The sequence below is a fragment of the Streptomyces sp. NPDC052020 genome, from assembly GCF_040680575.1.
Taxonomy (GTDB): domain Bacteria; phylum Actinomycetota; class Actinomycetes; order Streptomycetales; family Streptomycetaceae; genus Streptomyces.
In genome coordinates, this window is the sequence record NZ_JBFAWY010000035.1 from 18,582 (window position 1) to 42,942 (window position 24,361).

Annotated in this window: 23 protein-coding genes, 1 tRNA gene and 3 pseudogenes; 16 read left to right on the forward strand and 11 right to left on the reverse strand. The window is 72.6% G+C overall.

From position 1 onward, the window contains the following. Positions 1-24: 24 nt before the first annotated feature. Complete coding sequence (locus AB0L74_RS27980; RefSeq protein ID WP_365658237.1) at positions 25-711, forward strand: response regulator transcription factor; 687 nt, start codon at positions 25-27, stop codon at positions 709-711. 285 nt (positions 712-996) lie between these two features. Here the strand turns inward: AB0L74_RS27980 and AB0L74_RS27985 are convergent, their stop codons facing one another. Continuing rightward, positions 997-1,914, reverse strand: coding sequence for an LLM class F420-dependent oxidoreductase (locus tag AB0L74_RS27985; RefSeq protein ID WP_365658109.1), 918 nt, complete (start codon positions 1,912-1,914; stop codon positions 997-999). Between the two features lie 116 nt (positions 1,915-2,030). On the opposite strand from AB0L74_RS27985, the pseudogene AB0L74_RS27990 reads away from it, so the two are divergent. From AB0L74_RS27990 to AB0L74_RS28050, 13 genes and pseudogenes are all read left to right on the forward strand, one after another. Beyond that, positions 2,031-2,639: pseudogene (locus tag AB0L74_RS27990) on the forward strand (ATP-binding cassette domain-containing protein); the annotation flags it as partial. Beyond that, a complete protein-coding gene (locus AB0L74_RS27995) occupies positions 2,636-3,520 on the forward strand; it encodes a TauD/TfdA family dioxygenase (protein WP_365658112.1) in 885 nt (294 codons plus the stop codon). The pseudogene AB0L74_RS27990 and the gene AB0L74_RS27995, both read left to right, overlap by 4 nt. Positions 3,521-3,905: 385 nt before the next feature. Further along, positions 3,906-5,780 (forward strand): ATP-binding protein, encoded by a 1,875-nt coding sequence (locus tag AB0L74_RS28000; protein ID WP_365658115.1) that lies wholly within the window; start codon positions 3,906-3,908, stop codon positions 5,778-5,780. Between the two features lie 71 nt (positions 5,781-5,851). Beyond that, positions 5,852-6,304, forward strand: a complete 453-nt coding sequence (locus AB0L74_RS28005; protein WP_365658118.1) for a roadblock/LC7 domain-containing protein — start codon at positions 5,852-5,854, stop codon at positions 6,302-6,304. A 2-nt stretch (positions 6,305-6,306) separates the two neighbouring features. Continuing rightward, positions 6,307-6,678, forward strand: coding sequence for a DUF742 domain-containing protein (locus tag AB0L74_RS28010; protein ID WP_365658241.1), 372 nt, complete (start codon positions 6,307-6,309; stop codon positions 6,676-6,678). Further along, positions 6,656-7,276, forward strand: coding sequence for an ATP/GTP-binding protein (locus tag AB0L74_RS28015; RefSeq protein ID WP_365658121.1), 621 nt, complete (start codon positions 6,656-6,658; stop codon positions 7,274-7,276). Before AB0L74_RS28010 ends, AB0L74_RS28015 begins: the two co-directional genes overlap by 23 nt. Before the next feature lie 97 nt (positions 7,277-7,373). Next, a complete protein-coding gene (locus AB0L74_RS28020) occupies positions 7,374-7,952 on the forward strand; it encodes a GAF domain-containing protein (RefSeq protein ID WP_365658124.1) in 579 nt (192 codons plus the stop codon). A gap of 252 nt (positions 7,953-8,204) precedes the next feature. Next, complete coding sequence (gene tdh / locus AB0L74_RS28025; protein WP_365658127.1) at positions 8,205-9,233, forward strand: L-threonine 3-dehydrogenase; 1,029 nt, start codon at positions 8,205-8,207, stop codon at positions 9,231-9,233. 27 nt (positions 9,234-9,260) lie between these two features. After that, complete coding sequence (locus tag AB0L74_RS28030) at positions 9,261-10,454, forward strand: glycine C-acetyltransferase (RefSeq protein WP_365658130.1); 1,194 nt, start codon at positions 9,261-9,263, stop codon at positions 10,452-10,454. Between the two features lie 31 nt (positions 10,455-10,485). Continuing rightward, on the forward strand, positions 10,486-11,388 hold the full coding sequence (locus AB0L74_RS28035; RefSeq protein ID WP_365658133.1) for a LysR family transcriptional regulator: 903 nt from the start codon (positions 10,486-10,488) through the stop codon (positions 11,386-11,388). Beyond that, positions 11,385-11,678 (forward strand): hypothetical protein, encoded by a 294-nt coding sequence (locus AB0L74_RS28040; protein WP_365658136.1) that lies wholly within the window; start codon positions 11,385-11,387, stop codon positions 11,676-11,678. The genes AB0L74_RS28035 and AB0L74_RS28040 overlap by 4 nt, the downstream gene beginning before the upstream one ends. Positions 11,679-11,709: 31 nt before the next feature. Beyond that, complete coding sequence (locus AB0L74_RS28045) at positions 11,710-12,069, forward strand: MmcQ/YjbR family DNA-binding protein (RefSeq protein ID WP_365658139.1); 360 nt, start codon at positions 11,710-11,712, stop codon at positions 12,067-12,069. A 127-nt stretch (positions 12,070-12,196) separates the two neighbouring features. Further along, positions 12,197-13,594, forward strand: a complete 1,398-nt coding sequence (locus AB0L74_RS28050; RefSeq protein ID WP_365658142.1) for an MFS transporter — start codon at positions 12,197-12,199, stop codon at positions 13,592-13,594. Between the two features lie 40 nt (positions 13,595-13,634). Here the strand turns inward: AB0L74_RS28050 and AB0L74_RS28055 are convergent, their stop codons facing one another. Next, positions 13,635-14,540 carry a transketolase C-terminal domain-containing protein gene (locus AB0L74_RS28055; RefSeq protein ID WP_365658145.1) on the reverse strand — a complete coding sequence of 302 codons (906 nt, stop codon included), beginning with the start codon at positions 14,538-14,540 and terminating at the stop codon, positions 13,635-13,637. A 121-nt stretch (positions 14,541-14,661) separates the two neighbouring features. Continuing rightward, entirely contained in the window at positions 14,662-15,369 is a 708-nt protein-coding gene (locus AB0L74_RS28060) for a transketolase (RefSeq protein ID WP_365658148.1), read from the reverse strand. Between the two features lie 146 nt (positions 15,370-15,515). On the opposite strand from AB0L74_RS28060, the gene AB0L74_RS28065 reads away from it, so the two are divergent. After that, positions 15,516-15,589: transfer RNA gene (locus AB0L74_RS28065), tRNA-Pro, on the forward strand. A 99-nt stretch (positions 15,590-15,688) separates the two neighbouring features. Here the strand turns inward: AB0L74_RS28065 and AB0L74_RS28070 are convergent. From AB0L74_RS28070 to AB0L74_RS28090, 5 genes and pseudogenes are all read right to left on the reverse strand, one after another. Continuing rightward, a pseudogene (locus tag AB0L74_RS28070) lies at positions 15,689-15,811 on the reverse strand (integrase); the annotation flags it as partial. A gap of 5 nt (positions 15,812-15,816) precedes the next feature. Continuing rightward, positions 15,817-16,074: pseudogene (locus AB0L74_RS28075) on the reverse strand (transposase); the annotation flags it as partial. Between the two features lie 105 nt (positions 16,075-16,179). Continuing rightward, the gene (leuA, locus tag AB0L74_RS28080; RefSeq protein ID WP_365658151.1) at positions 16,180-18,006 is read right to left on the reverse strand and encodes a 2-isopropylmalate synthase; all 1,827 of its coding nucleotides are present in this window, start codon (positions 18,004-18,006) and stop codon (positions 16,180-16,182) included. Then, on the reverse strand, positions 18,003-19,181 hold the full coding sequence (locus AB0L74_RS28085) for a pyridoxal phosphate-dependent aminotransferase (RefSeq protein WP_365658154.1): 1,179 nt from the start codon (positions 19,179-19,181) through the stop codon (positions 18,003-18,005). The genes leuA and AB0L74_RS28085 overlap by 4 nt, the downstream gene beginning before the upstream one ends. A gap of 116 nt (positions 19,182-19,297) precedes the next feature. Next, positions 19,298-20,299, reverse strand: a complete 1,002-nt coding sequence (locus AB0L74_RS28090) for a taurine catabolism dioxygenase TauD (RefSeq protein ID WP_365658157.1) — start codon at positions 20,297-20,299, stop codon at positions 19,298-19,300. A 292-nt stretch (positions 20,300-20,591) separates the two neighbouring features. Here AB0L74_RS28090 and AB0L74_RS28095 point away from each other — a divergent pair, with 292 nt between their 5' ends. Then, positions 20,592-21,533 (forward strand): LysR family transcriptional regulator, encoded by a 942-nt coding sequence (locus tag AB0L74_RS28095; RefSeq protein ID WP_365658160.1) that lies wholly within the window; start codon positions 20,592-20,594, stop codon positions 21,531-21,533. Here the strand turns inward: AB0L74_RS28095 and leuD are convergent. From leuD to AB0L74_RS28110, 3 genes are read right to left on the reverse strand one after another with little or no spacing between them, the layout of a single operon-like run. Then, the gene (gene leuD, locus AB0L74_RS28100; RefSeq protein WP_365658162.1) at positions 21,485-22,078 is read right to left on the reverse strand and encodes a 3-isopropylmalate dehydratase small subunit; all 594 of its coding nucleotides are present in this window, start codon (positions 22,076-22,078) and stop codon (positions 21,485-21,487) included. The genes AB0L74_RS28095 and leuD overlap by 49 nt on opposite strands. 10 nt (positions 22,079-22,088) lie before the next feature. Continuing rightward, entirely contained in the window at positions 22,089-23,489 is a 1,401-nt protein-coding gene (leuC, locus tag AB0L74_RS28105; RefSeq protein WP_365658165.1) for a 3-isopropylmalate dehydratase large subunit, read from the reverse strand. A 23-nt stretch (positions 23,490-23,512) separates the two neighbouring features. After that, entirely contained in the window at positions 23,513-24,094 is a 582-nt protein-coding gene (locus AB0L74_RS28110) for an isochorismatase family cysteine hydrolase (RefSeq protein WP_365658168.1), read from the reverse strand. Positions 24,095-24,361 lie beyond the last annotated feature (267 nt).

Genomic DNA, 24,361 nt, shown 5'->3' on the forward strand with positions numbered 1-24,361 from the left:
GGAGGTGAGGGAGCCGCCGTGCGTGTGATCGTCGTCGAGGACTCGGCCCTGCTGCGGCAGGGAATGACGCGACTGCTGGAGGACCTGGGCATTTGTGTCGTCGCCCAGGCGGGCGACGCCGGGAACCTGCTCGACCTGGTGGCAGCCGAGCGACCCGACGTGGTCATGCTCGACATCCGCATGCCCCCGACCCACACCGACGAGGGCATCCGCGCCGCCGTCGCCGTCCGGCAACACCACCCCGGCACGGGGGTGCTGCTGCTGTCCCAGTACATCGAGACGGGCGGGCCGGTCCAGGCGATGGCCCGGGACGGCCGTGGATTCGGCTATCTGCTCAAGGAACGCATCACCGACGCCGAAGCGCTCCACGACGCCCTCAAGCGCGTCGGCCAGGGCGAGTCGGTGCTCGATCCGGCGGTCGTCGGCCGGCTGATGGGACGGCGCCGTGCGGACCACGCGCTCGACGGCCTGACGGACCGTGAGCGCCAGGTGCTGTCCCTCATGGCCGAGGGCCGCTCCAACGAGGCGATCGCCACGTACCTGCACATCAGTCCCAAGACGCTGGAGACCCATATCCGCAGCGTCTTCACCAAGTTGTCCCTGGAGCCGGATCTCAACGTCCACCGCCGCGTCCTGGCCGTGCTGACCTGGCTCGCCCGCCCGCGGCCGGGGCGGGGGCCGGAGCCCGGCGGATACCCCTGCCCGTCCTGAGGACCGGTCGCGGACGGCACACGGGCCCGCCGGGCAGGCGGCTTCGGTGTGCCGGCGCACGCCGCCGGCCGGGAACGGGGCGGGTGCCACGCGGCGCGGACGGCGGGCCCGCCGCGTGCGCGACGCCGGCCCCCTTCTCCGGCCGCCTCGACGGCGCCCCCCTCCCGCCCTGGGAGAGGGCGAGGGACCGCTCACCGACATCGCGGACACCGCGGTACGGCCGCCGCCCCGGACGCCGTCGAAACGCCCCGGCGCCGCCGCCCCCGAACGCGCCCCCCGGGCGGCTCAGCCGCTCGCCAGTTCCCCGAGCAGCTTCCAGGTGCGGCGTCGGTCGGCCTCGCCACCCAGCTCCGTCGCCGTGAAGACCACCTCCGTCGCCCCGGCCGCCCGGTAACGCGCCACCTCGGCGGCGACGGTCTCCTCGTCCCCGATCACGGCCAGATCGGCGGCCCGGGTGCCGCCGGACAGCTCGATGACCCGCTGGTAGGAGGGAAACCGCTCGTAGAACGAGAGCGCCTCGGTCGCCTTCGCCCGCACGGCCTCGGCGTCGGCGGTGACCACGCCGGGGACGAACGCCACGATGCGAGGCGCCGGCCGGCCCGCCGCCTCGGCCGCCGCGGTGACGGCCGGGACGATGTGCTCGGCAAGGGCGCGCGGGCCGGCCAGGTACGGAAGGATGCCGTCCGCGAGTTCGCCGGAGGCGCGCAGCGCCAGCGGCGCCATGGCGGCGACCAGGAGCGGCACGGGTGGTTCGGCACCCGGTACCGCGGCGGGCAGCGGGGTGGTGGCGGTGAGCAGCTCTCCGTGGAAGTCGGCGCCGCCCGTTTCCACGAGCTGGCGCAAGGCGGTGAGGAACTCGCGGAGCAGCCGGACGGGGCGTTCGTGCGGGATGCCGAAACCCGTCTCCGTCAGATCCTTGGTACCGAGGGCGAGTCCGAGGTGGTAGCGGCCGCCGGTTGCCGCCTGGGCGGTCTGGGCCTGGCTGGAGACGAGCAGCGGATGGCGGCCGAAGACGGGGATCGCGGCGGTCCCGACGTGCAGCCCGGGCACCTCGCGGCCGACGATCGCGGCCAGCGAGATGGAGTCGTAGGCGAAGGTCTGCCCGAACCACGCGGAGCGTAACCCGGCGTCGTGGGCCTCCCGTGCCAGCAGCACTGTGCCGTCGATCTCTTGCTGAAGGGGAAGCGATACTCCGAGAGTCATACCGAGGACAACCGGCCTGCTCGCGTCCGGCATTCCCCCTGTGTATGACAAGCTCATGGCGGCCTTGTAACGCCCCTGCCGCGTCAGTCCCGCCGGGGGCGGCCGGCGCCGGCGAATCGGTGCGGGTCTCCGGCACCGAGCCGCGGCCCGGCGAGGCGGGCGGCGTGGTGTTCCAGACCCCCGCCTGTTCCCGTGGCGGACCGTACGGGGCAACATCGACCTGGCGCTGCGGTACGCCCGTGTGGACCGCGCCCGATGGCCGCAGCGGCGCGCGGAGTTGCTGGCCCGGGTCGGTCTCGAGGGCACCGAGGAGCGGCGCACCTGGGAGATCTCCGGCGGCCGGCGGCAGCGCGTCGCCCTCGCCCGGGCGCTCGCCGCCGAGAACCCGCTCCTCCTGCTCGACGAGCCGTTCGCGGCGCTGGACGCCCTGACCCGGGAGCGGCTCCAGGAGGACGTGCGCCGCGTGACCGACCGGACCGGGCGGACAGCGGTGTTCGTGACGCACTCGGCGGAGGAGGCGGTGTTCCTCGGCTCCCGCATCGTGGTGCTGACCCGGAGCCCCGGGACCGTGGCGCTCGACCTGCCGATCCCCCTGCCGCGCGGCGACGTCGACGCCGAGGAGCTCCGCGCCTCAAACGAGTTCGCCGAGCTGCGCGCGCGGGTGTCCCCCCGTCAAGGCCGCCGCGGCGGCCTGGCCCCCTGCCCGGCGAGGAACACGCAGGTGAGCATTTTCAGCGAGCGGCCCGCCGCGACCCGGCTGCCCCTCACCGAACTCGGCCCCCGCTTCGGCGCCGAGATCGACGGTATCGACCTCGGACGCCTCGACGACGACCAGGTCCGCGCGCTGCGCGAAGCACTCGTGGCGTACAAGGTGCTCTTCGTACGCGGCCAGCACGGCCTCGACGACGCCGCGCAGATCGAGTTCGGCAGGCGCCTGGGCGAGGTCACCGCCGGGCATCCCGCCCACGACTCCGGCGACGTGACGCCCGAGGTGTGCTCCCTGGACAGCCAGGACAACGGGTTCGCCGACGTCTGGCACACGGACGTGACGTTCGTACGGCGGCCGCCGGCGATCTCCGTCCTGCGGGCCGTGGTCCTGCCGCCCAACGGCGGTGACACCAGCTGGGCCGACAGCCGGCTCGCCAACGAGTCGCCGTCGCCGGGCCTGCGGGCCTACGTCGACACGCTCACCGCCGTCCACGACGGCAGCCGCGAGTTCGGCTCCTGCCTCGCCCGGCACCGGCAGGGCCGGGGCAACCTGTGGGAGGGCGAGGTGTTCACCGAGCTGAAGCCGGTGGAGCACCCGGTGGTGCGGGTGCACCCGGAAAGCGGCCGCAAGGGCCTGTTCGTGAACCCCGGCTTCACCTCGCACATCGTGGGCGTCTCGGAGCACGAGAGCCGGGGCGTCCTCGACATCCTGTACGCCCACCTCACCAAGCCCGAGCACGTCGTACGGCACCGCTGGCAGCCGGGTGACGTCGCCCTGTGGGACAACCGCGGCACGGCCCACTACGCCAACCGGGACTACGGCGACCGGCATCGTGTCATGCACCGCATCACGCTGCGCGGGGACACTCCGGTCGGTCCGGCGCCCGCCCACCGCTGACCCCGGGCCCTGGTTCTCCGCCGGTCGCCGGCCTGCCGCCCCCGCGGTCTCACTCCGGGCCCGGGGGAGCAGGCCGGCGACGTCGCGCGGACATCCGGGAGCGGCGGGGCGGACGGCGGCCGGGCGGGCCCGCGTTCCGCCGGTCCCGGCCAAGCGCCGCCGGGCCCATCGACGGCTCATCGGTCTGTCGTACGAATCCTCATACCAGAGTGGGACGCTGCGCGGGAGACTTTGTCAACTGCCCACCGCACATGATGCGGAGGCAACTACCGTGAGTGTCCGCAGGGCAACGCAGGGCCGTCTTCAGGTTCGTGCGTCCGACGCCGCCTGCGCGGGTACCTCCGCGCGGGCCACCACGCCCCCACGGACCAGTACAAGGACACCGATGTCTCACCTCCGCGCCTCCGCCGCGCGCGCAGACCGCCGTGAAGGCGGGCGGCACGGCCGGCCGGCCGCCCGGACCGCCGCCGCGCTGCCCGAGTCCCAGATACGGTCCCAACTGCTGCGTCTCGCCGTGCTGCCGCCCGTCGCGGTCGCCCTGGGCGCCGGCGCCGCCGTGCTGTTCACCGTACGGTCCACCGGGATCCGGCCCGGCCTCACCCTGGGGGCCGTCCTCGCCGGAGCCGTCTGCGTCACACTGGCCGCCGTCGTCATCGCCGCCGTGGCCGCGCAGCGCGCCGTCCGGTCGGTGCACGACCGCGTCGCCGCCCTGCGCCGCGGCGTCGCGCGCCAGGAGGACGACCTGCGCGCCCTCGCCGAGACGCTGCGGCGCGGCGACAGCCCGCCGCCCCCGCCCCGGCAGCACGGCGGACCCGGAGGCGGCGCCGACGACTTCGACCTGCTCGCCGACGACCTGGCCCGCGCCCACGACGGCGCCGTCACCGCCGTCCTCCAGGCCGCACAGCTGTCCGGCCGACCGGACAGCGAACAGAAGGTGGAGGTCTTCGTCAGCCTCGCCCGGCGCCTGCAGTCGCTGGTGCACCGCGAGATCTCCCTCCTCGACGAGCTGGAGAACGAGATGGAGGACCCCGAGCTGCTCAAGGGGCTCTTCCACGTCGACCACCTCGCCACCCGCATCCGGCGCCACGCCGAGAACCTCGCCGTGCTCGGCGGCGCCGTCTCCCGCCGCCAGTGGAGCAACCCCGTCGGCATGACCGAGGTGCTGCGCTCGGCCATCGCCGAGGTCGAGCAGTACTCGCGGGTCAAACTCGTGCCGCCGATCGACGGCACGCTGCGCGGCCACGCCGTCGCCGACGTCATCCACCTGCTCGCCGAACTCATCGAGAACGCCACGGTGTTCTCCGCCCCGCACACCCAGGTGCTGCTGCGCGCGGGCCGCGTCACCTCCGGGCTCGCCGTCGAGGTCGAGGACCGGGGCCTCGGCATGCCCGCCGAGGAGCAGGAGCGGATGAACGCCCTGCTCGACGACCCCGACCAGGTCAATGTCGGCCGGCTGCTGGCGGACGGGCGCATCGGGCTGTACGTCGTCTCCCAGCTCGCCCGGCGGCACGGCGTCACCGTCCGCCTGCGAACCAACATCTACGGCGGAGTGCAGGCCGTCATCGTCGTCCCGCAGGCCCTGCTGGGGGCCGAACCGGACGTCCCCGGAGCGACGGCGCGGGACGGGGAAGCCGCCGGCCGGCCGGCCCCCGCCGCGGCGCCCCCGCCGGAACCCGCCCCGCCCGCCCCCGCCGCACCGGCTCTCGCGCCCGAACCCCGGCACGAGGGTGCCCCGGGGACCCCGGCACCGGCGGTGAACGGCGGGGACCCCCCGCCGCTGCCCGTACGCGGTGCCCACCGGCACCGGCCCACCCCCGCCGACGCCGTGCCCGGCATCCGGCCCGGCGACCGCCGCGCCCTCGCCGAGAACGCCGGGGCGCCGCCCGTCCCGCGCCACCCGGCCGTGCGCGGCACCATGGGCAAGCCCCGGCTGCCCCGCCGCCGCGCCCAGGAGCACCTCGCGCCGCAACTGCGCGGCGGCCCCGCGCCCCGCCAGGACACCGACCGGCTCGCCGGCCACGACCCCGGCCTGATGGCCGCCTTCCAGCGCGGCATCGGCCTCGCCGAGGCCCAGCGTCACCTGGAGGCGGAACACCGGGGGCCGGGCCGCCCCGACGCGCGGCACGCGTCGGTGCCCCGGACGGGCGAAGCGGGTCCCGGACACCCGCCCGCCTCCCCCAAGACCCCGGAAGGGCACGGCCTGTCCGTGTCCCGGCCCGGCCCCACCATCCGGCACGACGGGAGCGCACCGGCCGGATGACCAGGACGACCACTCCGGTTCCCACCCCCAGCGCTCCCGCTGACCTTCGTACCTCAAGGAGTCGATCCCCCATGGCGAGCGATGCGCCGACCGGCCATGTATCCGATCTCGACTGGCTGATGAGCGGCCTCGTGCAGCGCGTACCGCACACCACCAGCGCGGTGCTGCTGTCGTGCGACGGGCTGGTGAAGTCCGTCCACGGCCTCGACCCGGACAGCGCCGACCACATGGCGGCCCTGGCCTCCGGCCTGTACTCCCTCGGCCGCAGCGCCGGCGTCCGCTTCGGTGACGGCGGCGACGTACGGCAGGTCGTCGTCGAGCTCGACTCGATGCTGCTGTTCGTCACCACGGCAGGTTCCGGCACCTGCCTCGCCGTCCTCGCCGGCCGCGAGGCCGACGCGGCCGTGCTCGGGTACGAGATGGCGATGCTCGTCAAGAGCGTCCGCCCCTACCTGGTGACCGCGCCGCGCCAGCAGGCCGCCGGTTCCCCGGTGAGCCCGGCGTCCCCGGCGATGAGGCCTTGAGCGTGGCGGCGGCCGGCGACGGGCCCTGGCTCGACGAGGCGGCCGGACGGCTCGTGCGTCCCTTCACGGTCAGCAACGGCCGCACCCGGCCCACCGTCGCTCTCGACCTGATGTCGCAGATGATGGCCACCGGAGCCACCCCCCTCGGCTACCTCGGCCCCGAGCACGCGCAGGCACTCGACCTGTGCCGGGCGCCCGTCCCGGTCGCCGAGGTCGCCGCCCATCTGAGGCTGCCGGTGGCGGTCACCAAGGTGCTGCTGTCGGACCTCGTCGACTGCGGGGTGCTGACCACCAAGCCCCCCGCGTTTTACCACAACCCCACGGACCGGGCCCTTCTGGAGGCAGTGCTCGATGGACTACGACGACAGCTCTGACTACGGCGACGGCACCGATCCGTTCCCCACCGCGCTGAAGATCCTCGTGGCGGGCGGATTCGGCGTGGGCAAGACCACCTTCGTCGGCGCGGTCAGCGAGATCGCGCCGCTCAGCACGGAGGAACTGCTCACCACGGTCAGCGCCGCCACCGACAACCTCGACGGCGTCGAGAACAAACTCGAGACGACCGTCGCGATGGACTTCGGCCGCATCACCCTCGATGCCGACCACGTGCTGTACCTGTTCGGCACGCCCGGCCAGGAGCGGTTCTGGTTCATGTGGGACGAACTGTGCGAGGGCGCGCTCGGCGCGGTCGTCCTCGCCGACACCCGGCGTCTGGAGGACTCCTTCGCGGCCATCGACTTCTTCGAGCGGCGCGGCCTCGCCTTCATCGTCGCCATCAACGAGTTCGACGGCGCCCACCGCTACGACCCGGAGGAGGTCCGTACCGCCCTCGACCTGTCCCCGGAGATCCCCGTCGTGTGCTGCGACGCCCGCATCTCCAGCTCGGGCGTGCAGACCCTGCTGACCCTCGTGCGCCACCTCCTCGCCCACACCCCGGCCGCCCCGGCGACGGAGTACGGCGCCCCCCTGTGACCCCCCTCCCGCACCCCACCGCCACGGAGCCGCCCATGACGTACGTCCACGGCGCGTACCCTCCCCGCGTGTGCGCCGCCCGCCGCGGAGCCCGCCGATGAGCTACGACCCACCCCGCCCGGCCGGCCGGCTGCTGCTCACGCCCGAGGACCGGGAAGCCCCCGCCCGGGTGCGGCGGCTGCACCGGCTGGGCCTGGCGCGGCGTCCGGAGCCCGCGCTCGACTCCTTCGCGGACCGTCTCGCCGAGCTCGCGGGCGCCCCCTACGCCATGGTCAACTTCCTTGTAGAGAACGGGCAGTTCTTCGCCGGCCTGCACGCCCCGGACCCCGCGCCCGCCGGCGATTGCGAGGGCCGACGGCGGGTGTTCGGCCGTGTGCAGCCCCGCGACCACGGCTTCTGCCCGCATGTGGTGGCCCGGCGCAAGGCACTGGTCCTGGAAGACGTCCGCGACTATCCGCGGTTCGCGGGCAATCCGGTCGTCGACGAGTTCGGCATCCGCTCCTACCTCGGCGCCCCGCTCATCGACAGCACGGGGACGGCCCTGGGCACGGTCAGCGCCGCCGACGTACGGCCCAGGCCGTGGGGAAAGGCGGGGCTGGAGACGATCAAGGCGACGGCGGCGGATCTCATGGCGCGCCTGGAGCGGTCCGCGGGCGACGGGCTGCCCCCGCTGTGACCGGGACACCGGTTGTCTGAGGTCCGGCGCCTTTCGGAGGCTCGGCGGGGCGAGGCGTGGCGGCGCGGCGGGGCCGGGGGTGCGGCCCGCCGGGACAGGGCGTGAAGAAGAGCTGCGGCCGCGCTTAAGAAAACCTCGATGGACCGGTGCCCCGCCCATGGGGCAGATTGCTGTGCGATTCCACCGCTCTCCCGGGAAACGGGCTCCTTCGGCATGCCCGGCGCCGGGACTCACCCCTCAGGAGCCGTAGCGTTGAAGGCGCTGGTCAAGCAGAAGGCGGAGCCCGGGCTCTGGCTCACGGACGTCCCCGAGCCCGCCGTCGGGCCCGGTGACGTCCTCATCAAGGTGCTGCGCACCGGCATCTGCGGCACCGACCTGCACATCCGGGCCTGGGACGGCTGGGCGCGGCAGGCCATCCGCACCCCGCTCGTCGTCGGCCACGAGTTCGTGGGCGAGGTCGTCGGGACCGGGCGGGACGTCACCGACGTCAAGGCCGGCGACCGGGTCAGCGGCGAGGGCCACCTGGTGTGCGGCAAGTGCCGCAACTGCCTGGCCGGCCGCCGCCACCTGTGCCGGGCCACGGTCGGTCTCGGCGTCGGCCGGGACGGGGCGTTCGCCGAGTACGTCGCCCTGCCCGCGTCCAACGTGTGGGTGCACCGCGTCCCGGTCGACCTCGACGTCGCGGCGATCTTCGACCCGTTCGGCAACGCCGTGCACACCGCCCTGTCCTTCCCGCTGGTCGGGGAGGACGTGCTGATCACCGGTGCCGGGCCGATCGGCCTGATGGCCGCGGCCGTCGCCCGGCACGCCGGTGCCCGCAACGTCGTGGTCACCGATGTCAGCGAGGAGCGGCTGGAGCTGGCCCGCACGGTCGGCGCGAGCCTGGCCCTGAACGTCTCCGGCAGCACGATCGCCGACGGACAGCGCGAGCTGGGCCTGCGGGAGGGCTTCGACATCGGCCTGGAGATGTCCGGCCGCCCCGAGGCGCTGCGGGACATGATCGCCAACATGACGCACGGCGGCCGGATCGCGATGCTCGGCCTGCCGTCGGAGGAGTTCCCCGTCGACTGGGCTCGGATCGTCACCTCGATGATCACCCTCAAGGGCATCTACGGCCGGGAGATGTTCGAGACCTGGTACGCGATGTCGGTGCTGCTGGAGGGCGGCCTCGACCTCGGTCCCGTGATCACCGGCCGGTACGCCTGCCACGACTTCGAGGCGGCGTTCGCCGACGCGGCGAGCGGCAAGGGCGGCAAGGTCATCCTCGACTGGACCGCGTAAGTCACCTGCACTCCAAGGAGCTTCCCCATGTTCGACTCCGTGCGCGACGACCTGCGCGCCACCCTCGACGAGATCCGCGCCGCCGGCCTGCACAAGCCCGAGCGCGTGATCGGCACCCCGCAGTCCGCGACCGTGAACGTCACGGCGGGCGGGCGTCCCGGCGAGGTCCTCAACTTCTGCGCCAACAACTACCTGGGCCTGGCCGACCACCCGGAGGTCGTCGTCGCCGCCCACCAGGCGCTGGACCGCTGGGGCTACGGCATGGCGTCCGTGCGCTTCATCTGCGGCACCCAGGAGGTGCACAAGGAGCTGGAGGCCCGGCTGTCGGCCTTCCTCGGCCAGGAGGACACCATCCTGTACTCCTCCTGCTTCGACGCCAACGGCGGCGTCTTCGAGACGCTGCTGGGCCCGGAGGACGCGGTGATCTCCGACGCCCTCAACCACGCCTCGATCATCGACGGCATCCGCCTGTCCAAGGCCCGCCGTTTCCGCTACGCCAACCGCGATCTCGCCGATCTGGAACGGCAGTTGAAGGGCGCGGCCGACGCCCGGCGGCGGCTGGTCGTCACCGACGGCGTGTTCTCCATGGACGGCTACGTGGCCCCGCTGCGGGAGATCTGCGACCTCGCCGACCGCTACGACGCCATGGTGATGGTCGACGACTCGCACGCCGTCGGCTTCGTCGGCCCCGGCGGGCGCGGCACCCCCGAGCTGCACGGCGTCATGGACCGCGTCGACATCGTCACCGGCACCCTCGGCAAGGCCCTCGGCGGCGCCTCCGGCGGCTATGTCGCCGCCCGCGCCGAGATCGTCGCCCTGCTGCGCCAGCGCTCCCGGCCGTACCTGTTCTCCAACACCCTGGCCCCGGTGATCGCCGCCGCCTCCCTGAAGGTGCTCGACCTGCTGGAGTCGGCGGACGACCTGCGCGTGCGGCTCGCGGAGAACACCGCCCTGTTCCGCCGCCGGATGACGGACGAGGGCTTCGACATCCTTCCCGGCGACCACCCCATCGCGCCGGTCATGATCGGCGACGCGGCGCGGGCCGGACGCATGGCGGAGCTGCTGCTGGAGCGCGGTGTGTACGTGATCGGCTTCTCCTACCCGGTGGTACCGCAGGACCAGGCCCGCATCCGCGTGCAGCTGTCCGCCGCCCACCGCGCCGAGGACGTCCACCGCGCGGTGGACGCGTTCGTGGCGGCGCGGGCGGAGCTCGACGCCTGACCGGGGCCGGTGACCTGAGAGAATCGATCGCATGATCGAAGCGCGGCGGCTGCACATCCTCCGTGCGGTGGCCGACCACCGCACGGTGACGGCGGCTGCCGCCGCGCTGTATCTCACCCCGTCGGCGGTCTCCCAGCAGCTGACGGCCCTGGAGCAGGAGACCGGCCACCGCCTGGTGGAGCGGAGCGCCAAGGGCGTACGGCTCACCCCGGCCGGCGAGATCCTGCTCACCCACACCAACGCGGTCCTCGCCCAGCTGGAGCGTGCCGAGGCCGAGCTCGCCGCCTACAGCTCGGGCCAGGCCGGCACGGTCACCGTCGCCTCCTTCGCCACCGGCATCGCCCTGGTCGTCGCGCCCGCCGCGACCCGGCTCGCCCGTTCGGCGCCCGGCATCCGCGTCCGGGTCCAGGACGCCGAGGGCGACGCCAGCCTGCCGATGGTGCTGGACCGGCAGGTGGACGTGGCCGTCGCCGTCGAGTACCGCGGGGCGCCGCCCGCCGACGACCCGCGGCTGACCCCTGTCCCGCTGTACGCCGAGCCGTTCGACGCGGTGGTGCCGGTCGCCCATCGCCTGGCCGGCGCCACCGAGGTACCGCTCGCGGAGCTGGCCAAGGACGCCTGGATCGGCCCCTACCCGGGCAACCCCTGCCACGACGTGGTGGTCCTGGCCTGTGAGAGCGCCGGTTTCCAGCCCCGTCTGGAGCACTCCTCCGACGACTTCCGCGCGGTCGTCGCCCTCGCCTCGGCCGGCGTGGGCGTCGCTCTCGTCCCGCGGTCGGCGCTGCGCGGCATGGACCTGACGGGCGTCGTGGTCCGCCCGGTCGACGGAGTGGCCCCCACCCGCCGGGTCTTCGCGGCCGTCCGCAGGGGAGCCGAAGGCCACCCGCTGATCCGCCCGGTGCTGGACGCGCTGGCGGAAGCGGCGCGGGTGTGACACCCGACAGCGGGCACCGCGCCGAACCGAAGCCGGCGGTGCGCCGCGACGCGCGCGGACGGGGACGGGGCCGCACGCTGCCGACCAGCGCCGAGCGGGCGGCCGGGGCGTCCGGCATCGCCCTCCCGCGCCTGGACACCGAGAGCGGCAGCCCCGCCGAGCGCCTCTACCGCTGCGCCGGGCGGACCCGCGCCGGAGCGATCCCCGAGTACGCGGCCGACCCGCACGGCGTGCTGCAGCCGACGGCGCCGCACCACGAGCGGATCGGGGCCGCCCGCGCCGCCGGGTGAGTTGTCAGTGGCAGCGGCTACGGTGCGGGGCATGCCGGATGCCGAAGACGTACGCCGTATCGCCCTGTCCCTGCCGGACACCACGGAGAAGACCGCCTGGAGCATGCCCACGTTCCGGGTCGCCGGGAAGATGTTCGCCACACTGCCCGAGGACGAGACCTCCATGGCCGTGCGCTGCCCGAAGGAGGAGCGCGACGAACTGGCCCTCGCCGAGCCGGAGAAGTTCTGGATCGCCGGCCACGAGGCCCAGTTCGCCTGGGTGCGGGTCCGTCTGTCCGCCCTGGAGGACGAGGGCGAACTGCACGACATCCTCGCCGACTCCTGGCGCCAGGCGGCCCCGCCCCGGCTGCTGGAGGCCCACCCCCGGCTGGGGCTTCCGGCCGGCGGCTGAAAAGCGTTCCGGCATTGTCAGTGCCCCGTGGCATCATCCGGAGGCATGAGCGGCAGCCGGGGCCGGAGGGGGGCTCCGGCTGCCCCGGGGGCCGGCCGGGCACGGCGGGGGAGGGGAGCGCGAGAGGATGACCAGGGGGACGTCGTCGCAGCCCGCGCACGGTGGGGCGGGACACGGCGCGGTGCCGGGGCGCGGCACCGGGGCGGGGAGCCCGACGGCAGCCGCGCCGCGGCGGGGCCGGAAGGCGGGACGGGTCTGGTCGCGGGAGTTCGCCCTCTTCTTCGTGGCGCGCGCGGTCGCCCGGCTCGGCGACACCATGCTGCCCGTCGCGCTCGCCGCCGGACTGCTCCAGCACGGGTACGGGGCCGGGGCGGTCGGCCTCGCCATGGCCGCGACCGCCGCGGCCTTCGCCGGGCTCGTCGTCTTCGGCGGCGTCCTCGCCGACCGGTTCAGCACCCGCAAGCTGATGATCGGCGCCGACCTGGTGCGGCTGGGCACCCAGGCCCTGGCGGCCGCGCTGTTCTTCTCCGGTCATGTCGTGCTCTGGGAGATCTGCGCGATCGGCTTCGTCAACGGCGTCGCGGGAGCCGTGTTCCAGCCCGGCGTCGCCAGTACGGTGCCCCGGCTCGCCTCCGACGTCCAGGGAGCGAACGGCGCGATACGGGTCGCCGAGTCCGCCGCCCAGCTCGCGGGTCCCGCCCTGGCCGGACTCCTCGTCGGCTTCGCCGCCCCCGGGGGCGTCTTCACCGCCCACGCGGCCACGTACGCGGTGAGCGCGCTGTGCCTGCTGCTGCTCCGGCTGCCGCCGCCCACGCCCGGCGGCCGGGCCGCCGGGCACCGACACCGGGGCACCGGCGGCGCGGCGAAGGCGTTCCGGTCCGACCTGGCCGAAGGCTGGCGGGAGTTCCGCTCCCGCACCTGGCTGTGGAGCGTCATCGCCGTCTGGTGCTTATACATGATCGCCGTGTGGGGGCCGACCGTCCCCCTGGTCGCGGCGGAGGTGGTCGGGGAGCACGGTGCGCGCGCCTACGGCCTGGTCAACTCCGCCCTGGGCGCCGGCACCGTCGCCGGCGGACTCCTCGCCCTGCGGCTGCGCCCCCGCCGTATGCTCCGCGCCGGCGCGATCGCCCTCTTCGGCTTCGCCGCCTTCCCGGCGGCCGTCGGAGCCGGTCTGGGCGTGCCGGCCATGGCGGCGGGAGCCGTCGTCGCCGGGGCGGGGATGTCCTTCTGGGGCGTGATGTGGGCGACCAGCGTCCAGACCCAGGTCCCGTCCGACGTCCTCAACCGCATCCACGCCTACGAGGTGGCGGGCTCCCTGGCGATGATGCCCGTGGGCCAGGCCCTCGCCGGCCCGGCCGCCTCCCTGCTGGGCGCCGGCCACGTGCTGCTCGCCGCCGGGGCGACGAGCTTCGTGGTCTGCGTGGCCCTGCTCGCGGTGCCCGCGATCCGCGGCCTGGTCCGCGCCGACGCGGCCGGACCGGTTACGGCGGCGATACCCGGGCCGGTCCACCCGGACAAGGGATGACCATCCGGGGCGCCGGTCCGCTCCGCCCCGCGCCGGCCCGTCACCCACCGGACCCGAGGAAACCTCCGATCCGCTCCCGCAGCGACCGGGCGTCCAGCCCATGGGCGGCGGCATGCTCCTCCAGGCGTCCGTAGCGCCGCAGCTCGCGGCGGCCCACGCCCAGACCCAGCACCCGGTGCGGCACCTCGGACAGCGCCTCGTTCACGGCCCCCGCCGACGTCCCGGCCAGGTACGGCTCGACCAGGACGACGTCCGTCCCCGCCGTCTGCGTGGCCCGGCGCAGCGCGGCGCCGTCGAAGGGGCGGACGGTCGTCGCGTACAGGACGGTCACGTCCATGCCCTCCGTGGCGGCGAGCGCCGCGTCGAGCAGCGGCCCGACGGCGACGACCACGCCGGAGCGCCCCTGCCGGACGGGCAGGAACCCTTCCCCGTCCACCGGCCGTCCTTCGGTGTTGGCCTGCACGGACAGCCGTACGTAGACCTTGTCGTCCCCGGCGGCCACCGCGTGCCGCAGCAGTGCCTCCGCCTCGTCGGGGTGGCCCGGCACGTGCACGGTCCACCCGTCCAGGGTGTCGAGCAGGGCCACGTCGCCGGGCGCCATGTGGGTGTAGCCGCCGGCGGGCCAGTCGAAGGACGCGGCGGCGCTCACCAGCACCGCACCCACGTCCTGGTGCCCGAGGTCCAGCTTGACCTGCTCGAAGGGCCGCTCGACGAGAAAGCTGGCGAAGGTGTGTACGACGGGCCGTATCCCGGTCAGCGCCAGCCCGGCGGCCGCCCCCACCAGGAGCTGCTCGCGGATGCCGACGTTGACGACCCGGTCCGGATGCCGGCGCACGGCCTCGGCGAAGCCGTCCCTGCCGATCTCGGCGAGGACCACGGCCACGCGCGGGTCCTCGTCCAGCAGCTGGGAGACGACGGGGGCGAACCGGTCACGCATGGTGTCCATGACGGAGAGCCTTTCTGACTGGTGGGACGGCGGTCCGGCGGCTGCGGGGAGCACGCCGGAAGGGGATGACGGCATGAGCGCGGGAGGGAAAGGCACGGGAGCGGGCGCGAAGGGCGAAGGCTCAGGCGGACTTCGGCTCCACCCTGGCCACCACCACGTGCGGGCGTCCCGGATGCGGGGCGGTGAAGGCGGCGTACAGCGCCTCGTGGTCCCGCCCGTCCACGGTGACCGCCGACCAGCCCGCGGCCTCGAAACGGGCCGCGATGCCGCCGGGCAGGGCATGGCTGGCGGACGCGTTGTCGACGACCACGGTGTGCAGCCGTTCCAGCCCGGCGGGCCCGGCGAAGGCGATCGCCTCGTGGTTGCTGCCCTCGTCCAGCTCGGCGTCCCCGATCAGCGCCCATACCCGCGGTGCCGCACGTCCCTGAGCGCGCAGCCCCAGCGCCGTGCCGACGGCGATCGGCAGGCCGTGTCCCAGGGAGCCGCTGCCGATCTCCACACCGGGCACCAGCGTGCGGTCGGGATGGTGCCCGAGCGGCGAGTCGTAGGAGCCGAAACCGGGCAGCCAGGCCACCGGCAGGAAGCCCTTGGCCGCCAGCACGGCGTAGTACGCCATCGGACCGTGTCCTTTGGACAGCAGGAACCGGTCCCGCTCCGGATCGTCGACGCGCTGCGGGCTCACCCGCAGCACCCGGTCGTACAGGACCCACAGCACGTCCAGCGTGGACGTCGCCGCAGGGCCGTGCTTCTCGTCGCCGGTCATCAGGGACATCAGCTCGGGCAGGTCGGCGTACCCGTAGGTGCGCCCGCGTTCCTCGGTGATCGTCATACCGATGAGCGTGCAACCTCAAGCAGAGTTGAGGTCAAGGGCCGCTCCCGAAGACCCGACCCGCAAGCGGTGCGCGACCACCGGCACGAGTGCGGTATGGTTTTCCTGCGCGTTCGGCCAGGGGAAACCCCAGGTCAGGCGGGCAACGGGACGTGGCGCAGCTTGGTAGCGCACTTGACTGGGGGTCAAGGGGTCGCAGGTTCAAATCCTGTCGTCCCGACTCGTGAGAGTCGCAGGTCAGGGCCGGTTTCGGAGGTATCCGAAACCGGCCCTTGATCGTTTTGGGGGCCAGTTGGGGACCGGTGCTCCTTGACCGGTGTCAGCGGGTGATGACGATCGGGCTCGGGAGCGAGCGGGGAGCGCGGACCGCGCTGAGGTGCGCGGGGAGCGCTGCGCCGGCGGCCGTGATCTTGTGGACGTCCGGGCGGAGGTAGCGCTGGGTGGGCGGTCGATCCCGCAGCGCCGACCGGTCCGGCTCGCCGCGCGAGCCCGGCTCATCCAGGACCGGGCGGTGCGAGTTCGCCCGGACCGGGCCTTGCTCCACTCGGTGAAACGCCGGTGCGCGGCAGGATCCGACGGACCGAAGATGGGCGGCGAATGCCGCCAGGTGCAGCCCGCGGTGGCCGCGAAGGCGCTCGCCGCGAGCACCTCGCGGTCACCGTACCGGCGCCGCCCACCGCCTCGCGGTCGCGTCGGAGGTGTTATGGCGGGGCGCCCGGCTGCCGGTCGGGGCGGCCCGGCCGTGGATCGGCGATCTGCCTGTGCAGCTCGCAGGCTCCGGCCGCCCGCCCGGCTCCACCCGCTCCGTGGTCAACCCGCCTCGGGCCGATCGCACGCCTTGAGCCGGACCGGCCGTCCGATGTGCCGGTTCGCCGCCGATACCACCGCGTTGATCAGGGCCCTGGTGAGTTCGGTCTCGATGCCGACGCCCCAACGCACCTCGCCCTCCACCAGGCATTCGGCGTAGACGCAGACCGTCTGCCCGGCGGCCATGTCGAGGGGCTGGCTCACCGTTTCCAGTACGGACACCTGCCGTAGGGGCGTCAGGGCCTTGGTCAGGGCCTCGCACAGATCGGTGCCCGCGCCGGTGAGGGCCGTCGGCTCGTCGGCGGCGTCCACGTCGAGAGTGAGGTGGCAGATGCCGTCGGCCGTGGTGTCGATGTGGTGGTCACGGACCGAGATCCGGCCCCATGGGGTGTCGCGCTGGGTGAGGTAGGTGTCGGAGAAGAGGAACCAGATGCGTTCCGGGGTGACCTCGCCGCCTCGCGCGTCCGTGTAGTCCTGGATGACCCGGGAGAACTCGATTTGCAGGCGGCGGGGCAGGTCGAGGTGGTGGTTGGTCTTCAGTACGTAGGCGACACCGCCTTTTCCGGACTGGGAATTGACGCGGATCACCGCTTCGTACGAGCGGCCGACGTCCTTGGGGTCGATCGGCAGGTACGGCACCTCCCAGGGGATGTCCGCCACCGGAAGGCCGAGGGACGCGGCTTTCTCGTCGAGCGCCGCGAAACCCTTGTTGATCGCGTCCTGGTGCGATCCGGAGAACGAGGTGTACACCAGGTCTCCGGCATAGGGGTGCCGGGCGTGGACCTCCATCTGCGTGCAGTACTCGGCCGTACGCCGGATGTCGTCGATCGCCGAGAAGTCGATCAGTGGATCCACGCCCTGGCTGAACAGGTTCATGCCCAGGGTGACGAGATCGACGTTGCCGGTGCGCTCGCCCTGGCCGAAGAGGCAGCCCTCGATCCGGTCCGCGCCCGCCAGTACGGCGAGTTCGGCCGCCGCGACCGCAGTGCCCCGGTCGTTGTGGGGGTGGGCGGACAGGCATACGTGAGCGCGGCGCGAGAGATGGCGGGACATCCACTCGAAGCGGTCGGCGTATGTCGACGGAGTGGAGCGCTCGACGGTGGCCGGCAGGTTGAGGATGATCTCCCGTCCCTCGTCGGGCTGCCATACGTCCATCACCGCCTCGCAGACCTCCAGCGCGAAGTCCAGCTCGGTGTCGGTGAAGATCTCCGGGCTGTACTGGAAGCCGAACACCGTGTCGCCGCCCAGCAGTTTGTCGGCGTACCGCATCACCAGGCGGGTGCCGTCGACGGCGATCCGCCGGGTTCCCTCCTTGTCGTTGCGGAAGACGGTGCGGCGGAAGAGCGGGGCGGTCGCGTTGTACAGGTGCACGGTGGCCCGGTCCGCGCCCACAAGGCTCTCCACAGTCCGCTCGATCAGTTCCTCACGCGCCTGGGTCAGCACCGAGATCGTCACGTCGTCCGGGATCGCGTCCTCTTCGATGAGCGAACGCACGAAATCGAAGTCGGTCTGGCCCGAAGCGGGAAAGCCGATCTCGATCTCCTTGTAGCCCATCCGCACCAGCATGTCGAACATGGTCCGTTTGCGGTCGGGCGGCATGGGGTCGATCAGGGCCTGGTTGCCGTCGCGCAGGTCGGTCGACAGCCAGCGCGGGGCCGCGGTGATGCGGTTCGATGGCCAGGTGCGGTCGGGCAGGTCCACGGCCTCGTAGGGGCGGTACCGGTGCACGGGCATGCCGGACGGCCGCTGTCGTACGGTGGCCGCGGTGATCGGTGTCGGGCGGCGTTCCGGCCGCTGCACGGGGGCCGGGGCGGCGACGGGGGCGGTCACAGCCGCTCCATGGCGCTCTTGATGCGGTCCACAGCTTCGGCGAGGGTCTTGTCGTCCGTGGCGAACGCCAGCCGGATGTGCCGTTCACCGCCGGGGCCGAAGGCGGAGCCGGGGGTGACGGCCACCTTCGCCTCGCGCAGCAGCCACGTGGTGAAGGCGGTGGGGTCGGCGAATCCGGCGCCGCTGATGTCGCAGAAGGCGTAGAGGGCGGCGTCCGGGCTCGGGCAGACGAAGCCGGGGATGCCGGACAGACCCTCCACCAGGAAGTCCCGGCGGGCCTCGTACGCCGCGCGCATCTCCTCGATGGGTTCCTGGGGGCCGGTCAGCGCGCCGATAGCGCCCCGCTGCACGAAGGAGCCGGCGCAGCCCACCGTGTGCTGCTGCACCTTCAGCATCTGGGCCGAGACGTCCTCGGGCGCCGCCACATAGCCCAGTCGCCAGCCGGTCATGGCGTAGCCCTTGGAGAAGCCGTTGACCGTGAGGGTGCGGTCGGCCATGCCGGGCAGCGCCGCGATGGCGATGTGCTCGCCGCGGAAGCGGACCTTCTCGTAGATCTCGTCGGTGATGACGAACAGGTCGTGGTCCCGGGCGACGGCCGCGACCGCCTCGGCCTCGGTGGCGGTGAGGACGTTGCCGGTCGGGTTGTTCGGGTTGTTGATCAGCAGGGCGCGGGTCCGCGGGCCGAGGTGCGCCTCCAGGATCTCCCGGGTGACGCGGAAGCCGTTGTCCGCGCTGAGCGGGGCGAAGACGGGGTCCGCTCCGGCGAGACGGGCCATGGCGGGGTAGCTAACCCAGCTCGGGGTGGGGATCAGCAACTCGTCCCCCGGGCCGAGCAGCGTCATGACCGAGAGGAACAGGGCATGCTTGGCGGAGGGGGTGACGATGACCTGGCGAGCCGGGTCCACGGCCAGACCGTTGTCCTTCAGCAGCTTGTCCCCGATGGCCGCCAGGAGTGTGGGCAGGCCGCGGCTGGGCGTGTAGTGGGTGAAGCCGCCGTGCAGCGCCTGCGTGGCCTCGGCGGTGATGTGGGCGGGTGTGTCGAAGTCGGGCTCGCCGCCGTTGAGGTCGAGGATCGACTCGCCCTGGGCGCGCAGCTCCGCGGCCAGGTCGAGGATCGCGTAGGTGGGGGACTTCTCGATCCCTGCGAAGCGGGAGGCTACGCGAGAGACGGGCACAGTGGTTTCTCCTGTCGGTAGCGCACGGGGTGAGGTGCGCGCCGCCCGCACGCGGGGGGTGAGGCGCGGGCGGCGCGGGAGAAGGGGACCGACGCCGGGGCCGGCGTGTTCCGACGTCAGTCGGCCACACGGCCCCGTACGCCGTCGAGCCACGCGTCGGCGTAGCCGTCCGCGGTGGCATCGTCGCGGAAGGCGTAGGTCTTCAGCAGCCAGCGGGACTTGGCCCTCACCGGGTCGTGGATCTCGATCTTCTCCCGGCTGTGCATGCCATCCTGGTTGGCCAGGACGAACAGGTCGCCGGTGAGGATGCGGTGGCGCTGTTTGTCCGCCTTCGCGAGCGCGTCCTTGACCGCGATGATCGCGTCTCGGGCCTCGACCGGAGCGTCGGGGGCGAAGGTGGTCGCGGTGTCCATGTACCGGAAGCTGTGGTCGTTGTAGAGGATCGCGTGCTTCTCGGACTCGGTCAGCGCCGGGTTGAACTCGCGGGAGAAGACGTCGAAGGAGGTGACGAAGTACGGCTGCCGCAACGTCTTCTGCGTGTCCTCGTCGAGGTGTTCCAGCAGGGCCGTGCCGTCGACGTACCCGGTGTAGATGACGTCGTCTGGGCAGCGCATCCCGAGCAGTGAGATGTAGTCGGCGCGGACAGGGTGGGCGGTGCGGTCGTTGTGGAAGTACAGCTCGCTGTCGCTGTAACCGCTGAACATCCCGTCGAAGCGGTTGTAGGCGACGACGTCGGTGAAGAAGTCACCCTGGTTGCGGGCGTAGGTGAGCAGCGGCGTCCCGACGAGCTGGTTGAACAGCTCCAGCAACCCCTCACCGACGAAGGTCTTCTTCTTCTTGTGCTTGTCGCTGACCGGATCGTCGTGGTCGAGGAACGGCACCTCCGCGTCGATGGGGACGTTGCGCAGGACATGCGCCTGCGAGACGCCGGAGCGGCGCTCGTCCTTGATACGGCCGCACACCTCGCTGAAGAAGGCGGGGACCCGGCCCTGGTCGATCAGGTCGGAGATCGACCGGGAAAAGGCCGGGTAGTCCTCGTACGGATGCTTTCCGACGGAGTCGAGGAGGTCGTACAGTTCGTCGTGTTCCGACTTGTCCAGTACGTGGATGGGTCGCATCGCTCGCTTCCTTATGCTAATCGCCAGTCGCCACACGTGTATGCCGCAGCCAGGGACGCGTGGGGGATTCGGGAAGGAATATCCGACGGGCGCCGAGATACTGTCAACGGATCTCATCAAAAGGTGGAGGCGTCCATCAGGAAGGTGGAGGAATTCCAGGCGCCGTTCCTCCGTTGTGCGGGCACCACGACCCAATGCCGCTGCGTTGTGATTACCGTGGCCGTGGCTTCATGAGCGTTTTGCATGACGTATTTCCCTTGAGGAAACCCGTTATTTAACTCGAGGAGACCAGGTGAAACTGTCGCAGTGCTCCGCGTTCGTCGCAGTGGCCGAGACGGAAAGCTTCACCCGGGCCGGACTGCGGCTCGGCATCAGTCAGTCGGCGGTGAGCCATGCCGTGGCGGCGCTGGAGAAGGAGCTCGGGGTGGCACTGCTGCGCCGCGAGCGCGGCGGCGTCATCCTCACCGCGGAGGGCAGAAGGGCGCTCCGGCATGCCCAGGCCGTGGTCCACCACGCCGAGCTGGTGGTGGTACGGGCTCGCGCCGCCCGGGCCGACGACGGTCCGCTGCGGGTGGCGACGGTGCCCACCTTCGCCTCGCAGCTGCTACCGCGGCTGATGGCGGAACTCGCCGCCACGGGCCGGGAGCCGGCCATCACCGTCAGGGAGGCCGACGACAAGCAGATAGGCCGCTGGCTGCGGACCGGCGGTGTGGACGTGGGGATCACCTACTCCACGCCGCCCGGAGTGGTCACGGCGCCCCTGGTGCGCGAGACGCTGTACGCCCTGGTCGCCCGGGGCCATCCGCTCGCCGGTGCCAGAGCCGTGCCGTACGAGCAGGTGGCGCGGCTGCCACTGATGATCCCCTCCTGGGACCCCGAGGCGGCGGTGCTGCGCGCTCTGCGTGAGGCGGACGGGCAACTGGTGCCCCAGCACCACATACGCGACCTGAACACCGTGCTGTCCATGGTCGGCGAGGGCTTGGGGGCGACGATCCTGCCGGACACCGTCCTGCCGACGGTACTGCCCGATCTGCGGATCCTGCGGCTGACGCCCGGCCGCTCGCGTCAGCTGTCCATCAGTACCCAGTCCGGGGAGGGCGACGACGGCCGGGTGCGGGCGTTCGCCGCCGCCGCCCGGGAGATCGCCGGGCGGCGGATCAACGAACTGCGGGCTCTCGCCGGCCGTCAGAGCGAGGTTGTCGCGGGCATGGCCGATCGGCGCGTGCTCTCGTAGGCGGCGATGGTGTCCTCGTGCCGCAAGGTGTCGGCGATGAGGTCGAGGCCCGACAGCAGCCGTCGCCGGGCTCCCTCCTCGACGTGAAAGGAGGCACTGATCTCACCGCAGCGCAGGCGCGACTCCGTCAGGTCGATGGTGACCCGACGGGCCGGCTCGGCGGTGACCGCGTCCCACAGCCGCTCGACCGTCTCTTCGGGCAGCGTGACCGGGAGCAGGCCGTTCATCAGGGCGTTGCCGTGGAAGATGTCGCCGAAGCGCGGCGCGACCACGGCGCGGAAACCGTAGTTCAGCAGCGCCCACACCGCGTACTCGCGGGAGGAGCCGGTGCCGAAGTCGTTGCCGGCGATCAGCACGCTGGCGCCCTGATACTGGGGCTGGTTGAGCACGAACCCGGGGTCCGTACGCCAGTCGGCGAACAGCGCCTCGGCGTGCCCGGTGCGCTCGGAGTGGTTGAGGAACCGGACGGGGATGATCTGGTCGGTGTCGACGTCGCTGCGGCGCAGCGGCATCGCCGTTCCGTGATGGACGGTGAACTTCTCCAAGGCAGCCTCCTTACAGGTCGTCCGGAGCGGCCAGCCGCCCGGACACGGCGGTGGCGGCCGCGACCGCCGGGGAGACGATGTGGGTCCGCGATCCGCGGCCCTGCCGCCCCTCGAAGTTGCGGTTGTTGGTGGAGGCGGCCCGCTCCCCGGGGCGCAGCCGGTCCTCGTTGAGGGCCGCGCACATCGAGCACCCCGCGCCGGCCCGGAAGTCCGCGCCCGCTCGGGCGAACACGTCGGCCAGCCCCTCCGCCTCGGCCTGCCGGCGTACGCTCGCCGACCCGGGGACGATCATCATCCGGACGCCTTCGGCCACCTTTCGGCCGTCGAGGACCTCCGCCACGGCGCGCAGATCCTCGATGCGGCCGTTGGTGCAGGAACCGACGAACACGACGTCCACCGGCACATCCCGCATCGCCGTGCCCGGACTCAGCGCCATGTACCGCAGGGCGTGGCGGGCCGCCGCGCGCTCCGACTCGGTGGCGAAGGTTTCCGGGTCCGGGATCCGACCGCCGAGCGGCACGCTCTGCGCGGGGTTGGTGCCCCAGGACACGAACGGGGGCACGGCTTCGCCGTCCAGGACGACCTCCTTGTCGAACACCGCGTCCGGGTCGCTGCGCAGCCCCATCCAGTACTCGGCTTCCGTGTCCCAGGCCGCGCCCCGCGGCATGCCCGGGCGCCCGGCGAGGTACTCCAACGTCGTGGCGTCGGGTGCGATCATCCCGGCCCGCGAGCCGGCCTCCACCGTCATGTTGCACAGGGTCATCCGCCCCTCCATCGACAGGGCGTCGATGGCAGTGCCGCGGTATTCCACGATGTGGCCCTGGCCGCCAGCGGTACCGATCTCGGCGATGAGGGCGAGGACCAGATCCTTCGCCGTCACCCCGGGACGCAAGGTGCCGCCCACGGTCACGGCCATGTCGCGGGGGCGCTTCATCGCGAGGGTCTGGGTGGCCAGCACGTGCTCGACCTGGCTGGTGCCGATGCCGAAGGCGAGCGCGCCGAAGGCCCCCTGTGTGGTGGTGTGCGAGTCGCAGCACACGATCGTCATGCCGGGGCGGGTCAGGCCGAGCTCGGGTCCGATGACATGGACGATGCCCTGCTGGGGGTCGCCAATGCGCAGCAGCGGGATGCCGAACTCGGCGCAGTTCTTGCGCATCAGTTCCGACTGACGGCGGGCCACCGGGTCCTGGATGGGCTTGTCGACGGCGATGGTGGGGATGTTGTGGTCCTCGGTCCCCAGTGTCAGATCCGGGCGCCGTACCCGCCGCCCCGCCGCCCGCAGGCCGTCGAACGCCTGCGGGGTGTTGACTTCGTGCAGCAGGTGCAAGTCGATGTAGAGCAGGTCCTCGCCGCTGTCGCCGGGCCGGACGACATGCGTGTTCCATACCTTTTCGGCCAGGGTCGAGCCCATGGTCGCTCCTCGTGCGGTGGCGGTCAGTGGGACAGGGCCTGGGCGACGGTGGTCACGGTGGCGGTGCGGGCCAGGAGCCTGACGGCGGCTCGGTGCAGTTCGGCGTCGGCGGCCGCGGTGGCGTCCTCCAGGACCTCCACCTGGTAGTCGCGGTCGTGCGCGTCCCGTGCCGCCGACATCACCACGAGGTCGGTGGACACCCCGCCCAGGAGCAGCCGGTCCACGCCCTGGGCGCGCAGGACGACGTCCAGCGCGGTGCCGTGGAAGGGGTTCAGCCGGTGCTTGGCGATCAGTACCTCGCCGGGGTGTGGCCGTACCAGCTCGTGCTGTTCGGTGCCCCACGCGCCGAGTTCCAGCCGCTTCTCGTCGCGGCACGGCGCGAAGACGGGGGAACCGGCGGGCCATTCGGGATAGCCCGGGGAGAAGCCGACGGTCACGTGGACGACCGGGATGTTCCGCTCCCGGGCGAGGTCGGCCGCGGCAGCCGCCCGCTCCAGTACGCCGCGGGAGGCAACCTGCTCCGCGTAGCCGTCCTTGGCGTAGCTGCCGTCGGGATGGACGACGTCGTTGATGAGATCCATGAGGATGAGTGCGGGGCGTCCCACGATGTGTCTCCACTGTCGCTGGGGGCGAATCATTGATTTCGCCACTGCGGCAAATCAATTAAGTGCGATGCCACAATAGTCGCCGCACAGCAGCCTGCGCTATTTCCATGAAGGCTGCTCATGGCGATATGAATGAATTTGTTTGGTCTATCGACCGGAATCCCGGTAGTCTGCTTTCCACCGAAAGAAGTTCGCAATCCCCTTCGAGGGCGCACTCAGAATCCCTTGGAGCCTGCACGGGCCCTCGGTTCCAAAAGATCCAGGGGG

Coding starts and splice junctions, on each gene's coding strand:
- AB0L74_RS28055 (WP_365658145.1), bottom strand. CDS start 14,540: ATGGACACCATGCGTGACCGGTTCGCCCCCGTCGTCTCCCAGCTGCTG.
- AB0L74_RS28035 (WP_365658133.1), top strand. CDS start 10,486: ATGATCGAAGCGCGGCGGCTGCACATCCTCCGTGCGGTGGCCGACCAC.
- AB0L74_RS28020 (WP_365658124.1), top strand. CDS start 7,374: ATGAGCTACGACCCACCCCGCCCGGCCGGCCGGCTGCTGCTCACGCCC.
- AB0L74_RS28045 (WP_365658139.1), top strand. CDS start 11,710: ATGCCGGATGCCGAAGACGTACGCCGTATCGCCCTGTCCCTGCCGGAC.
- AB0L74_RS28000 (WP_365658115.1), top strand. CDS start 3,906: ATGTCTCACCTCCGCGCCTCCGCCGCGCGCGCAGACCGCCGTGAAGGC.
- AB0L74_RS28060 (WP_365658148.1), bottom strand. CDS start 15,369: ATGACGATCACCGAGGAACGCGGGCGCACCTACGGGTACGCCGACCTG.
- AB0L74_RS28005 (WP_365658118.1), top strand. CDS start 5,852: ATGGCGAGCGATGCGCCGACCGGCCATGTATCCGATCTCGACTGGCTG.
- AB0L74_RS28050 (WP_365658142.1), top strand. CDS start 12,197: ATGACCAGGGGGACGTCGTCGCAGCCCGCGCACGGTGGGGCGGGACAC.
- AB0L74_RS27985 (WP_365658109.1), bottom strand. CDS start 1,914: ATGACTCTCGGAGTATCGCTTCCCCTTCAGCAAGAGATCGACGGCACA.
- AB0L74_RS28090 (WP_365658157.1), bottom strand. CDS start 20,299: ATGCGACCCATCCACGTACTGGACAAGTCGGAACACGACGAACTGTAC.
- AB0L74_RS28030 (WP_365658130.1), top strand. CDS start 9,261: ATGTTCGACTCCGTGCGCGACGACCTGCGCGCCACCCTCGACGAGATC.
- AB0L74_RS28015 (WP_365658121.1), top strand. CDS start 6,656: ATGGACTACGACGACAGCTCTGACTACGGCGACGGCACCGATCCGTTC.
- leuC (WP_365658165.1), bottom strand. CDS start 23,489: ATGGGCTCGACCCTGGCCGAAAAGGTATGGAACACGCATGTCGTCCGG.